13 protein-coding genes are annotated in these 12,739 nt (G+C 67.1%); all 13 read left to right on the forward strand.

Going from position 1 to position 12,739, the window contains the following annotated elements; genetic code table 11:
• Positions 1-140 precede the first annotated feature (140 nt).
• The 13 genes from pyrH to lpxB all read left to right on the forward strand — a co-directional run bounded on the left by pyrH (position 141) and on the right by lpxB (position 12,514).
• Complete coding sequence (gene pyrH / locus ACOHX0_RS05850) at positions 141-890, forward strand: UMP kinase (RefSeq protein ID WP_420675753.1); 750 nt, start codon at positions 141-143, stop codon at positions 888-890.
• 230 nt (positions 891-1,120) lie between these two features.
• A complete protein-coding gene (frr, locus tag ACOHX0_RS05855; protein WP_420675754.1) occupies positions 1,121-1,684 on the forward strand; it encodes a ribosome recycling factor in 564 nt (187 codons plus the stop codon).
• A 9-nt stretch (positions 1,685-1,693) separates the two neighbouring features.
• On the forward strand, positions 1,694-2,452 hold the full coding sequence (locus tag ACOHX0_RS05860) for an isoprenyl transferase (protein WP_420675755.1): 759 nt from the start codon (positions 1,694-1,696) through the stop codon (positions 2,450-2,452).
• Entirely contained in the window at positions 2,449-3,237 is a 789-nt protein-coding gene (locus tag ACOHX0_RS05865; RefSeq protein ID WP_420675756.1) for a phosphatidate cytidylyltransferase, read from the forward strand. Before ACOHX0_RS05860 ends, ACOHX0_RS05865 begins: the two co-directional genes overlap by 4 nt.
• Positions 3,238-3,253: 16 nt before the next feature.
• On the forward strand, positions 3,254-4,426 hold the full coding sequence (gene dxr / locus ACOHX0_RS05870) for a 1-deoxy-D-xylulose-5-phosphate reductoisomerase (RefSeq protein WP_420675757.1): 1,173 nt from the start codon (positions 3,254-3,256) through the stop codon (positions 4,424-4,426).
• A 4-nt stretch (positions 4,427-4,430) separates the two neighbouring features.
• A complete protein-coding gene (rseP, locus tag ACOHX0_RS05875; protein WP_420675758.1) occupies positions 4,431-5,780 on the forward strand; it encodes an RIP metalloprotease RseP in 1,350 nt (449 codons plus the stop codon).
• A gap of 156 nt (positions 5,781-5,936) precedes the next feature.
• Positions 5,937-6,065, forward strand: coding sequence for a hypothetical protein (locus tag ACOHX0_RS05880; protein WP_420675759.1), 129 nt, complete (start codon positions 5,937-5,939; stop codon positions 6,063-6,065).
• 130 nt (positions 6,066-6,195) lie between these two features.
• Positions 6,196-8,583, forward strand: coding sequence for an outer membrane protein assembly factor BamA (gene bamA, locus ACOHX0_RS05885; RefSeq protein ID WP_420675760.1), 2,388 nt, complete (start codon positions 6,196-6,198; stop codon positions 8,581-8,583).
• 4 nt (positions 8,584-8,587) lie between these two features.
• Positions 8,588-9,208 carry an OmpH/Skp family outer membrane protein gene (locus tag ACOHX0_RS05890; protein WP_420675908.1) on the forward strand — a complete coding sequence of 207 codons (621 nt, stop codon included), beginning with the start codon at positions 8,588-8,590 and terminating at the stop codon, positions 9,206-9,208.
• A 101-nt stretch (positions 9,209-9,309) separates the two neighbouring features.
• Positions 9,310-9,777: a 3-hydroxyacyl-ACP dehydratase FabZ gene (gene fabZ, locus ACOHX0_RS05895; RefSeq protein WP_420675761.1), complete on the forward strand. Its 468-nt coding sequence runs from the start codon at positions 9,310-9,312 to the stop codon at positions 9,775-9,777.
• 2 nt (positions 9,778-9,779) lie between these two features.
• Positions 9,780-10,565, forward strand: a complete 786-nt coding sequence (gene lpxA, locus ACOHX0_RS05900) for an acyl-ACP--UDP-N-acetylglucosamine O-acyltransferase (RefSeq protein ID WP_420675762.1) — start codon at positions 9,780-9,782, stop codon at positions 10,563-10,565.
• 3 nt (positions 10,566-10,568) lie between these two features.
• Positions 10,569-11,357: an LpxI family protein gene (locus tag ACOHX0_RS05905; protein ID WP_420675763.1), complete on the forward strand. Its 789-nt coding sequence runs from the start codon at positions 10,569-10,571 to the stop codon at positions 11,355-11,357.
• Complete coding sequence (gene lpxB, locus ACOHX0_RS05910) at positions 11,354-12,514, forward strand: lipid-A-disaccharide synthase (protein WP_420675764.1); 1,161 nt, start codon at positions 11,354-11,356, stop codon at positions 12,512-12,514. Before ACOHX0_RS05905 ends, lpxB begins: the two co-directional genes overlap by 4 nt.
• Positions 12,515-12,739: the final 225 nt, after the last annotated feature.

Consider the following 12,739-nt stretch of genomic DNA (forward strand, 5'->3'; position numbering starts at 1 on the left):
CGGTTCGAAAAGAGCTGTTTTCCGGGGACTTGCGCCCGGCCGGGCCGCGCGCAGCAGAAACGGCCCGGCGCGCATTGAAACCGGCCGCGATTTGCTCCATTTTGCGCGCAAATTAACCCAGCCATTCTCTGGAGCGCAACATGCCTCAAACCGAAGTACAGCCGGAGGCCCATCCGGCCGCAGCCTATAAACGTGTCATGCTGAAAATTTCCGGCGAGGCGCTGATGGGGGATCAGGGCTATGGCCTGCATCCGCCGACCGTGCAGCGCATCGCCCGCGAAGTGAAGTCTGTGCAGGAAATGGGTGTCGAGATCTGCATGGTAATCGGCGGCGGCAACATCTTCCGCGGGCTCTCCGGCTCGGCGCAGGGGATGGAGCGCACCACCGCCGACTACATGGGCATGCTGGCCACGGTGATGAACGCGCTGGCGATGCAGTCGGCGCTGGAAGGTCTGGGCGTCTTCACCCGGGTGATCTCGGCGATCCGCATGGACGAGGTGGCCGAGCCTTACATCCGCCGCCGCGCCGTGCGCCACCTGGAGAAGAAGCGGGTCTGCATCTTTGCCGCGGGCACCGGCAACCCCTATTTCACCACCGACACCGCGGCGACGCTGCGCGCCAACGAGATGGCCTGCGAGGCGATTTTCATGGGCAAGAACGGGGTCGATGGCGTTTATGACAAGGACCCCGCGATCCACTCCGACGCGGTGCGCTATGACGAGATCAGCTATGACGACGTGCTGGCCAAGCGGCTGCGGGTGATGGATGCCTCGGCGATCGCACTGGCGCGGGACAACAACCTGCCGCTGATCGTCTTCCCGCTGGACGAGCCGGGCGGCTTCCGCGGCATTCTCGCCGGGAAGGGCACCTATACGAAGGTCCAGGACTGAGGCCGGGCTTCAGGCTTCTGTCGAGACCGGGGCGGGCCGCGCGGCCCGTCCCCTGATCCGCCGCCGCCGGCTGAACCGGCGGAGACGGCGGAAGGCCGCTGGCGAAGGCGGAGCTGGCGGGCCACGCGCCGCAAAAGCGGCCGTGAAACCTGGGGCAGATCGCTATACAATGTCCGTCCAATGGCTTAAGAGCCTCATGAAGACCGCCTCACACAAGGGGAGAGAGCAGCATGTCTGACGATTTTGAACTGGATACCGACGCCCTGAAACGCCGCATGGACGGCGCCATGGGCAATCTGCGAACCGAATTTGCTTCCTTGCGCACCGGCCGGGCCTCGGCCTCGATGCTGGAGCCGGTGATGGTGGATGCCTATGGCTCCATGACGCCGATCAACCAGGTTGGCACGGTGAACGTGCCGGAGCCGCGGATGGTGACCATCAATGTCTGGGACAAGTCGCTGGTCGGCAAGGTGGAAAAGGCGATTCGCGAGTCTGGCCTGGGCATCAATCCGCAGCTCAACGGCACCATCATCATGCTGCCGATCCCCGAGCTGAACGAGGAGCGCCGCCGCGAGCTGACCAAGGTTGCGGGCCAGTATGCCGAGCACGCCCGCGTCGCCATCCGCAACGTGCGCCGCGACGGCATGGACCAGATCAAGAAGGCCAAGGCAGACGGCATGTCCGAGGACGACCAGAAATTCTGGGAATCCGAGGTGCAGGAGCTGACCGACAAGATGATCAAGGTGGTCGACGAGGCGCTTGAGACCAAGCAAGCCGAGATCATGCAGGTCTGATCGCCCATCATGCCGGAAGCCTCCGATACGCACGCCCAGGCCGCCGGGGTTACGGCGGCGGCCGGGCCGGGTCCGCGCCATGTCGCCATCATCATGGATGGCAACGGCCGCTGGGCCCAGGCCCGCGGACGGCCCCGGCTGTTCGGCCATCACGCAGGCGCCAAGCGGGTGCGGGAAGTGGTGGAATGCTGCCCGGCTTTGGGCGTCAAATACCTGACGATATTCGCCTTTTCGACCGAGAACTGGAAGCGCACCCAGACCGAAGTGGCCGGGCTGATGAGCCTGTTCCGCCGATATATCTCCAAGGAGATGAAGGCGCTGGCGGCCAAAAACGTGCGGGTGCGCTTCATCGGCGACCGGCTGCGGCTGGATGCCAAGCTGACCGCGCTGATGGACCAGCTGGAGCGCGAGACCGAATGCAATGACGGCACCCATCTCACCATTGCGCTGAACTATGGCGGCCGCGACGAGGTGGCGCGGGCCACCAAGCGGCTGGCGCGGGATGTGGCGGCGGGGCGGCTCAGCCCCGAGGACGTCGATCTGGAAACCCTGCCGCGCTACCTCGACACGCATGTGCTGCCGGACCCGGACCTTGTGATCCGCACCAGCGGCGAGGCGCGGATCTCGAACTTTCTGCTGTGGCAGTCGGCTTATGCCGAATATGAGTTCATCGACACGCTGTGGCCGGATTTCACTGCGGAAGAGCTGGCGCTGCTGTGCCAGAGCTTCGGCCGCCGCGACCGCCGTTTCGGAGCGGTGAAGACATGAGCGGGCGGATTTCGGGCGGCAAGGGCCGCTGGGCGGATCTGGCGCCGCGGGCGGCGTCGGCGCTGGTGATGGTCCTGATCGCGGGCTTTGCGGTCTGGGCGGGCGGCCTGGTGTTTGCGGTGATGATCGCGGCGCTGGCCGGCGGAATGGTCTGGGAACTGGTGCGGATGCTGGACCCGGACCGCGGCGCCGCCGCGCTGCTGCTGGGGGTATTGTGCTTTGCCGCGATGCTGGCGGCGGCCCTGCTGCCGCCGGTCTGGGCGCTGCCGCTGCTGGCAGCACCGGCGCTGGCGGGGGCGGGGCAACTTGGCCGCAACCGGGGCCATTTCATCGGCTTCACGCTGTGGGTGATGTTTGCGGCCTTCGGCTTCATCTGGCTGCGCAACGTCCTGGGCGCGTCCTGGATGCTGTGGCTGATCGGCGTGGTGGTGGCGACGGACGTCGCAGGGTACTTCGCGGGCAAGACATTCGGCGGACCGAAGCTGTGGCCGCGGGTCAGCCCCAAAAAGACCTGGAGCGGCGCCTCGGCCGGCTGGCTGGCGGCGGCGCTGACGGGCGCGGGCTTTGCCGCAGCTGCAGGGCTGGGCACAGGCATCATCCTTCTGTCGGTGCTGCTGTCGATGGCGAGCCAGGCGGGCGACATCGCCGAGAGTGCCCTCAAACGCAAGATGGGCGTGAAGGACTCCAGCGCCCTGATCCCCGGCCACGGCGGCCTCCTGGACCGCTTTGACGGCATGCTGGGGGCGGCGGCGATGTTCCTGGCTGCGCTGCCCTTCCTGGGATAGCCAGAACGGAAGAGACATGCGGAAGATTTCAATTTTCGGGGCCACCGGGTCGATTGGGCAGAACACGCTCGACCTGATCCGGCGGGATCCCGGCAGCTATGACGTGGTGGCGCTGACCGGCGGCGCCAATATCGCCCGGCTGGCCGAAGATGCCCGCGCGTTTGGCGCAGATATTGCCGTGACCGCTTTTGAGGACCGGCTGGACGAATTGCGCACGGCGCTGGCGGGCTCCGGCGTGGAGGCTGCGGCGGGGCAGGCGGCGCTCATGGAGGCGGCGGCACGGCCTGCGGACTGGATCATGTCCGCGATTGTCGGCGCGGCCGGGCTGGCGCCGGGGCTGGAGGCGCTGAAGCACGGCACCGCGCTGGCGCTGGCCAACAAGGAATCGCTGGTCTGCGCCGGGCCGCTTCTGATGCAGACCGCGCGGGAGCATGGCGCCCGGGTGCTGCCGGTTGACAGCGAGCATTCGGCGGTGTTCCAGGCCTTGGCGGGCGAGGATACGGCGGCGGTGGAGCGGGTTGTGATCACCGCTTCGGGCGGGGCGTTCCGCGACTGGCCGCTGGAGAAACTGGTAGGCGCGACCCTGGCGGAGGCGTCCTCGCATCCCAATTGGGACATGGGGCAGCGGATTACCATCGACAGTGCCTCTATGTTCAACAAGGCGCTGGAAGTCATTGAGACTCATGAATATTTCGGCATAGAGGCGGAGCGGATCGAGGTGCTGGTGCATCCGGAATCGCTGGTGCACGCGCTGGTCGGCTTCACGGATGGCGCGCTGATGGCGCATCTTGGCGCGCCCGATATGCGCCACGCCATCGGCTATGCGCTGCACTGGCCCGAGCGGCGCGCGCTGCCCGTCGAGCGGCTGGATCTGGCCCGGATCGGCCAGCTCAATTTCCGCGCGCCGGATCCGGCCCGCTACCCGGCGCTGCGGCTCGCCTATGAGGTGATGGCGGCGGGCGGGCTGATGGGGGCGGGTTTCAACGCCGCCAAGGAACAGGCGCTCGACGACTTCATCGCGGGCCGCATCCGCTTCACCGATATGGCCGCCGTGGCAGAGACCGTGCTGGAGCGGCTGACGGCGGAGCCGGGCCTCATCAATGCCGCAATGACGCTTGATAACGTGATGCAAGTTGACCACATATCCCGGAAAGAGGCCGCAAAAGCTGCCGCAGAACGCATAGGGTAGACCATTGGACGCACTTTCTTTCGTCCCGCAGTTCGGCGGGTTCCTCTATACCGTTGCCAGTTTCGTGGTGGCGCTGTCGGTGATCGTGGCCGTGCACGAATACGGCCATTACATCGTCGGGCGCTGGTCCGGCATCCATGCCGAGGTGTTCTCGATCGGCTTTGGCCCGGTGCTGTGGAGCCGCGTCGACAAGCGCGGCACCCGCTGGCAGATCGCGCTTCTGCCCTTTGGCGGCTATGTGAAATTCCTGGGCGATTCCAACGCCGCTTCGGGCAAGGACGCGGACACTATGGCGGCCGCGGCAGGCGACGCTGCGGCCTTGCGGCGGACCATGCATGGCGCGCCGCTCTGGGCGCGGTCGGCCACTGTCGCGGCGGGGCCTGTCTTCAATTTCGTGATGTCGGCGGCGATCTTTGCCGCTGTCGCGATGTCGCAGGGCGTGCTGCGCGACCCGCCTGCCGTGGGCACGCTGGCGCCGCTGCCGGGGTTCGAGAGCGAATTGCGCGAGGGTGACGAGCTGCTGACCGCGGGCGGGCTTCCGGTGCCGGATTTTGCCGATACCGCCGCCTGGGCCGCGTTCCGCGCGGAACTGCCGCAGGAACATCCGCTGGACTATACAGTGCGCCGTGGCGGCACCGAGATCGCGGTGCAGGGCCCCTATCTCTATCCGCCATATGTGCGCGGGGTGGTGCCGCGCAGCGCGGCGGCGGATGCGGGACTGATGCCGGGGGACGTGGTCACCGCGGTGGATGGCAGCGCGGTTGTTTCTTTCGACGAGCTGAAGGCGCATGTGGAAGCAGCGGACGGCAAGCCGCTGCTCTTGCAGGTCTGGCGCGATGGCGAAGAGGTCGAGATGGCGCTGGCACCGCGCCGCACTGACGAGCCGCAGGCGGATGGCGGCTTTGCCAGCCGCTGGCGCATTGGCATCATCGGCGGGCTGGCCTTCGAGCCGGCGACCGAGCCTGCGGGGCTGGGCGCGTCGCTCGCAAGCGGGGCGGCGCAGGTCTGGGCGGTGGTGGAGACCTCGCTTTCGGGCCTGAAGCACATGATCACCGGCGCGATCAGCACCTGCAACCTGTCGGGGCCCATCGGCATCGCCGAGACTTCGGGCGCGATGGCGAGCCAGGGGGCGGAGAGCTTCATCCGCTTCATCGCGGTGCTGTCGACGGCGGTGGGGCTGCTCAATCTGTTCCCGGTGCCGGCACTCGATGGCGGCCATCTGATGTTTTACGCCTATGAGGCGGTCGCAGGCCGGCCGCCGAGCGACCGCGCGGTGCGGGTGCTGATGTCGCTGGGCGTGGCGATCGTGCTGGGGCTGATGCTGTTTGCGCTTGGCAACGATCTGTTCTGCTGAACCCGCCTGAACCCGCCAAATCCGGCCTTCGCGGCAGTTGGGCCGCATTCCTGCCCAACTGCCGCCATATTCCCCCGTTAACGATTTTGCAATCGGAAACAGTCCGCCGCCGGGGTGTGGAGCGCGGCAGCGGCACAGGCACAAACGGGGGTCGCCATGCAAGACGTTATTTCGCAATCCTGCCGCGGGCTGGGGCTGCTGATGCAGCTGAACTGGGACCGCGCGCTGACGGCCTTCACCATCGTTGCCGCGCTGGCGGCGGCGGGCTGGGCGATTCCCGTCTGAGTACCTGTCTGCCCCGCCGTGATTTTTCCGGCAGGGACAGGCCCCAAACTGCGGCCTTGTTGGTTTTGACAACCGCAAACAAACCCGCTACGCACGTGCCAAAGCGGCTAAAATAAGCGGGTTCTAAAAAATGGTTTGGGGGAAAGTCGCAGGAAAATCCTGTGGTGAAAAGAAATCGGGCATCAACATTTTGTACCGGAAGGCATCGGCAATTTCTCTGGCCGTTGCCTTGGGTTACGCCTTGGCACCGCTGCCTGCGGGCGCGCAGTCCTACCGCTTTACCGCGGTCGAAGTGGAGGGCAACGAGCGTATCCAGGCCTCCACCGTGGTGGCCTATACCGGCATCGAGCGCGGCGAGGCAGTGAGTGCCGGCGCGCTGAACGACGCCTACCAGCGCATCCTTGACAGTGGTGTATTTGAGACAGTCGAACTGGAGCCGCGCGGCAACACGCTGGTCATCAAGGTCACCGAGTTTCCGACCATCAACCGGATCAGCTATGAAGGCAACCGGCGGATCAAGGACGAGACGCTGGAGGAGGTGGTGGACTCCGCGCCCCGCCGGGTGTTCAGCCCGGCGCAGGCCGAGCGCGACGCCGCCGCCATCGCCGATGTCTACAGCGTGCAGGGCCGCCTGGCCTCGCGGGTCACGCCGCGCATCATCCGGCGCAGCAACAACCGCGTCGACCTGGTGTTCGAGATCTCCGAAGGCGACACCATCGAGGTGGAGCGCGTCTCCTTCACCGGCAACAGGGTCTATTCCGACCGCCGTTTGCGCCGGGTGCTGGAAACCAAGCAAGCGGGCATCCTGCGCGCCTTCATCCGCGCCGACACGCTGATCGAGGACCGGCTGGAGTTCGACAAGCAGGTCCTGCGCGATTTCTACCAGTCCCGCGGTTATGTCGATTTCCGCATCAACAGCACCAACGCCGAGGTGACCCGCGCACGCGATGCGGTGTTCCTGGTGGTGGATGTGACCGAGGGCCAGCAGTTCCGCTTTGGCGAAATCTCGGTCACCAGCGAGATCCCCGAGGCGCGCTCGGCCGAGTTCTTCAGGGCGCTGAAGATCAAGCCCGGCGTGGTCTATTCGCCGACGCTGGTGGAGAACTCGATCGACCGGCTGGAAGGGCTGGCGGTCAAGAAGGAGATTGACTTCCTGCGGGTCGAGCCGCGCGTCACCCGCAACGACCGCGACCTGACGCTGGACGTGGAGTTCGTGCTGACCCGCGGCCCGCGGGTGTTTGTCGAGCGCATCGACATCGAGGGCAACACTACCACGCTGGACCGGGTGATCCGGCAGCAGTTCCGGGTGGTGGAGGGCGACCCCTTCAACCCGCGCGAGATCCGCAACAGCGCCGAACGCATCCGCGCGCTGGGGTATTTCGCCGAGGCGGATGTGGACGTGCGCGAGGGCAGCTCGCCCAGCCAGGTGGTGGTCGATGTGGATGTCGAGGAGCAGCCCACCGGCTCGCTCAACCTCGGCGGCTCCTACTCGGTGACCGACGGCTTTGGCCTGAACGTCGGCGTGACGGAGAACAACTTCCTGGGCCGCGGCCAGCGGCTGTCGTTCTCGGTCTCGACCGCAACCGAGGCAGAGCAGTATGTGCTGGGCTTCACCGAGCCCTTCCTGCTGGGGCGCGAGCTGCGCTTCGATCTGGACCTGGGGCTGACCGAAACCGATTCCAGCTTCTCGCAATATGACACCAGCCGGGCGTATTTCAGCCCGGGCCTGACCTTCAAGACCGGCGAGAACTCCACTGTGCAGGTGCGCTATACCTGGGATCAGGACGAGATGCTGCGCCGCGACGACGACCCGAACGGGCTGGACCTTGGCCCGGTGGTGCGCAGCGAGACCGCGCAGGGCGAGCTGTCGGCCAGCACGGTGGGTCTGACCTACCGCTATGACACCCGCTTGACCGGGCTGGACCCGAACGCGGGCTTCCTGGTCGAGCTTGGCGCCGATTACGCGGGCCTGGGCGGCGACAGCGACTACCTGAAGACCAGCTCCAAAATCGTGGCGCAGCGCTTGGTCCTGAACGAGGAGGTGACGCTGCGGGCGACGCTGGAATCCGGGGCTTTCCAGTGGAAGAGCGACGGTTTCAGCCGCTCGATCGACCGCTACGTGCTGACGCCTTCGATCATGCGCGGCTTTGAGCCGGGCGGTATCGGTCCGCGCGATGTCTCACCGCGCGCGGGCGGCGGCAACTACAATGACTTCCTGGGCGGCAACTACTATGCGGTGGCGCGGTTCGACGCCGAATTCCCGCTGGGCCTGCCCGAGGAGATCGGCATGCGCGGCGGCATGTTCTACGATGTCGGCAACCTCTGGGGCCTGCAGGATGTCGATACCGCCGGGGCCAGCATCCAGGGCCGCAATGGCTCTTTCCGGCATGTTGTTGGGGTGTCGCTCCTGTGGACCACCGGCATCGGCCCGCTGCGGTTCAACTTCTCCAAGGCCCTGAAGAAAGAGGACTTTGACGAGGAGCAGAGCTTCGACCTCACCTTGCAGGCGAAGTTCTGAGGTGATGCGCGGCGGCGGCAGGCGGAGGCTTGCGGCCGCGCTGGCCTGCCTTGCGGCAGCGCCGGTGCTGGCCGAGACGCCGGATCCGGCGCCGGGCAGCCGCCTGCTGCAGGATTTTGGCAGCGGCGCAGGGTTCCGGCTGGGCGCGCCGCAGAGCGGGATCCTGACCATCCAGCCCGACCGGCTGTTTTCCGAAAGCGCTTTTGGCAAGCGGGTCGAGCGCGAGATCGAGGCTGCGGGCGCGGTGCTCACGGCCGAGAACCGCCGCATCGAGGCCGAGCTGCGCGCCGAGGAGCTGGAGCTGGCCGAGCGGCGCGCGGGGATGGAGCCGGCGGCGTTCCGGGCGCTGGCCGACGCCTTTGACGAAAAGGTGCAGGAGACCCGGCGCGCGCAGGACCAGAAGCTGCGCGAGATCAGCCAGATGGGCGAAGCCGCGCGGCGCGACTTCATGACCGCCTCGCTTCCGGTGCTGCAGGAGATCATGCGCGAGACCGGCGCGGGCGCGATCCTGGAGCATTCCTCGGTTTTCCTGAGTGCCGATTCCGCCGATATCACCAGCCTTGCCATCGCCCGCATCGACGCGGTGCTGGGTGACGGCAGCACCTCCGGCACAGGCGCGCCCTGAGGCGCCGCCAGCTTGCCGAAACTGCCTCCGCTTGCTAGGGACGGCGCAACACTTCCGAAACCATTTTCGCAACCACTTCCGTAACTCATGGGAAAGCACGCATGACCACCGAGCTGCAAAGCGCCGATATCCAACTGATCCAGCGGATCCTGCCGCACCGCTATCCGTTTCTGCTGGTGGACAAGGTGGTCGATATCGACAGCTACAAATCGGCCCGCGGAATCAAGAACGTGACGATGAACGAGCCGCATTTCCAGGGCCATTTCCCGGGCACGCCGATCATGCCGGGCGTCACCATCATCGAGGCGATGGCGCAGACCGCGGGCGTGATGCTGGGGGTCGGCATGGATATCGTCGACACCGATCTGCTGATCTATTTCATGAACATCGACAAGTGCAAATTCCGCCGCAAGGTGGTGCCGGGCGACGTGCTGGAGATGCAGGTGGACACGCTGCGCGGCAAGCCCGGCGGCAAGATCTTCAAGTTCTCCGGCCGCGCCACAGTGGGCGGCGAAGTGGCGGCCGAGGCCGAGTTCTCGGCCATGGTGGACGTGCAGAAGGACGCATGATGATGAGCCGGATTCACCCCAGCGCCGTGATCGAGGAAGGCGCCAGGATTGGCGAGGGCTGCGAGATCGGCCCGTTCTGCGTGGTCGGCCCCGATGTGGTTCTGGGGGACCGGGTGGTTCTGAAATCCCATGTCGTCGTCACCGGCGACACCGAGATCGGCGAGGAGACGGTGGTGTTTCCCTTCGCTGTCCTGGGCGAGATCCCGCAGGATCTGAAGTTCAAGGGCGAGAAATGCCGGACGGTGATCGGCAAGCGCAACCGCATCCGTGAGCATGTGACGGTGAATGCCGGCACCGAGGGCGGCGGCGGGCTGACCCGGATCGGCGATGACGGTCTGTTCATGGCGGGCTGCCACATCGCCCATGACGCTCAGGTCGGCGACCGGGTGATCGTGGTGAACTCGGCGGCGGTCGCGGGGCACTGCGTGCTGGAAGATGACGTCATTATCGGCGGTCTTTCAGGCATCCACCAATGGGTGCGCATCGGCCAGGGCGCGATCATCGGCGCGGTCACCATGGTGACCAACGACGTGATTCCCTATGGCCTGGTGCAGGCGCAGCGCGGCGAGCTGGACGGGCTGAACCTGGTTGGCCTCAAGCGCCGCGGCGTCACCCGCAAGGACATCACCGCACTGCGCGCCGCCTTCCAGATGCTGGCGCAGGGCGAGGGGACCTTTCAGGAGCGCGCGCGCCGCCTCGGCGAAGAGACCGACAGCGAATACGTGCAGGAGATCGTCGCTTTCATCACCGGTGAAAGCGACCGCTCCTTCCTCACACCGGGGGGCTGAGCCATGCTGGCGCTGATCGCAGGAGAAGGGCAGCTGCCCGCCGAAGTCGCCGCGCGGGCGCCCGGCCGGCCGCTGATCTGCGCGATGGAAGGGTCGCCGCCGGACGCGGCCGACCCCGAGATCACCTTCCGGCTGGAGCAGCTGGGCAGCTTCCTGGAGCGGCTGAAGGCGGCGGAGGTGACCGAAATCTGCATGGCGGGCGCGGTGCGCCGTCCGAACATCGACCCTTCCGCCATTGATGCGGCCACCCTGCCGCTGGTGCCGGTGCTGCAAGGGGCGCTGGCCGCGGGCGATGACGGGGCGCTGCGGGCGATCATCGGGATCTTCGAGCAGGCGGGTTTTGCGGTGCGCGCCGCGCATGAGGTGGCGCCGGATTTGCTGATGGGTGAGGGCGTGCCGACGAAAGTGCAGCCGGGCGAGCTGGACAAGGCCGACGCGCTGCGCGGGGCGGAGATTGTCGCCGCGATGAGTGCCGCGGACATCGGCCAGTCCTGCGCCGTGCGGGGGCGGCAGGCGATTGCGGTGGAAAACATCTTTGGCACCGACTGGATGCTGGCCGCGCTGGCGCATCGGCCGGACGGGCAGGGCGGGCTGCTGTTCAAGGCGCCGAAACCGGCGCAGGACCGCCGCGCCGACCTGCCCGCCATCGGCGTTGCAACGGTGGAGGCTGCCGCCAGGGCCGGGCTTTCCGGCATCGTGCTGGAGGCGGGCGGGGTCATCGTGCTGGACCAGGCGGCGGTGATAGACGCCTGCGACCGGCTGGGGCTGTTCCTCTGGCTGCGCGCGGCATGAGCCTCAAGGTCTTCATCCTCGCAGGCGAGCCTTCGGGCGACCGGCTTGGCGGAGCCTTGATGCGGGGACTGCAGGACCTGGCGCCCGGCGTCTCCTTCGAGGGCGTCGGCGGGCCGATGATGGCCGCGCAGGGGCTCGCCTCGCGGTTTCCGATGGAAGAACTGTCGGTGATGGGCCTCGCCGAAGTGCTGCCCAAGTACCGCCACCTGAAGCGCCGCATCCGGGAGACTGCGGAAGCCGTGCTCAAGATGCAGCCGGATGTGCTGATCACCATCGACAGCCCGGATTTCTCGCTGCGGGTGGCCAAGCTGGTAAAGACCGCCAGCACGATCCGCACGGTGCATTACGTGGCGCCCTCGGTCTGGGCCTGGCGGCCGGGGCGGGCGGCAAAGATGGCAGGCGTCATCGACCATGTGCTGGCGCTGCTGCCGTTCGAGCCGCCCTATATGGAAGCGGCCGGGATGGAGTGCGATTTCGTCGGCCACCCGGTGGTGGCGGAGCCGCAGGCCACGCCGCAGGAGATCGCCCGGTTCCGCGTCGACTTCGGCCTGGCGGATGCGCCGTTCCTGCTGGTGCTGCCGGGCTCGCGCCGCACGGAAGTTTCGCGGCTGGCGCCGGTTTTTGGCGAGGCGGTGAAACCCTTCCTGAAGGCGCATCCCCGCTACAAGGTGGTGGTGCCTGCCGCGGAACCGGTGGCGGATCTGGTGAAGGAGCACTTGGGCCTCTGGCCGGGCAAGCCGGTCCTGCTGGACCCGCGCGCGCTGACGCCGGAGCTCGCCGCCGCGCACAAGCGCGCGGCTTTTGCCGGTGCGGATCTGGCGCTGGCGGCTTCGGGCACCGTCTCGCTGGAGCTGGCCGCGGCGGCGACTCCGATGGTGATCGCCTATGATTTCCAGTGGCTCACCTGGCAGGTCATGAAGCGCATGGCGCTCATCGACACGGTGACGCTGGTGAACTTGGTGAGCGAGACCCGCGTGGTGCCGGAATGCCTGGGGCCGGAATGCACGCCGGAGCGCATCGCCGCCCGGCTGGGCGAGGTGGCCCGGGCGCCACAGGCGCAGCAGGCGGCGATGGCGCTCACCATGGAGCGGCTGGGCCGGGACGGCGAGGCGCCTGGGCTGCGGGCGGCGGGGGCGGTGCTGGACCGGCTTGGCTGACCGCGCTCAGCCGCGGGATTTCGGCGCGGTTGTTATTGAGGAATGCGCGCCGCAGGCTTGGGCCTGCGGCGCGCGCCTTTCGGGGGCGCGGGCGCTGCGCGCCCGCGTGCGTCCCTGGCAATGGTGCCGCGGAACGCCGGGCGTCGCGTTTTCTTGTCAATTTGAAGAAATTCGCTGAGAGGCGCCTGAGGGTAGGACTGCCCTCAGGCGCCAATTCGATTTTGT

The organism is Cribrihabitans pelagius, assembly GCF_048820915.1.
GTDB classification, from domain to species: Bacteria; Pseudomonadota; Alphaproteobacteria; order Rhodobacterales; family Rhodobacteraceae; genus Cribrihabitans_A; species Cribrihabitans_A pelagius.

Bases quoted from the DNA above. Each gene is read 5' to 3' on its own strand.
- pyrH (WP_420675753.1), top strand. From the start codon at position 141: ATGCCTCAAACCGAAGTACAGCCGGAGGCCCATCCGGCCGCAGCCTAT.
- frr (WP_420675754.1), top strand. From the start codon at position 1,121: ATGTCTGACGATTTTGAACTGGATACCGACGCCCTGAAACGCCGCATG.
- ACOHX0_RS05860 (WP_420675755.1), top strand. From the start codon at position 1,694: ATGCCGGAAGCCTCCGATACGCACGCCCAGGCCGCCGGGGTTACGGCG.
- ACOHX0_RS05865 (WP_420675756.1), top strand. From the start codon at position 2,449: ATGAGCGGGCGGATTTCGGGCGGCAAGGGCCGCTGGGCGGATCTGGCG.
- dxr (WP_420675757.1), top strand. From the start codon at position 3,254: ATGCGGAAGATTTCAATTTTCGGGGCCACCGGGTCGATTGGGCAGAAC.
- ACOHX0_RS05880 (WP_420675759.1), top strand. From the start codon at position 5,937: ATGCAAGACGTTATTTCGCAATCCTGCCGCGGGCTGGGGCTGCTGATG.
- bamA (WP_420675760.1), top strand. From the start codon at position 6,196: ATGGTTTGGGGGAAAGTCGCAGGAAAATCCTGTGGTGAAAAGAAATCG.
- ACOHX0_RS05890 (WP_420675908.1), top strand. From the start codon at position 8,588: ATGCGCGGCGGCGGCAGGCGGAGGCTTGCGGCCGCGCTGGCCTGCCTT.
- fabZ (WP_420675761.1), top strand. From the start codon at position 9,310: ATGACCACCGAGCTGCAAAGCGCCGATATCCAACTGATCCAGCGGATC.
- lpxA (WP_420675762.1), top strand. From the start codon at position 9,780: ATGAGCCGGATTCACCCCAGCGCCGTGATCGAGGAAGGCGCCAGGATT.
- ACOHX0_RS05905 (WP_420675763.1), top strand. From the start codon at position 10,569: ATGCTGGCGCTGATCGCAGGAGAAGGGCAGCTGCCCGCCGAAGTCGCC.
- lpxB (WP_420675764.1), top strand. From the start codon at position 11,354: ATGAGCCTCAAGGTCTTCATCCTCGCAGGCGAGCCTTCGGGCGACCGG.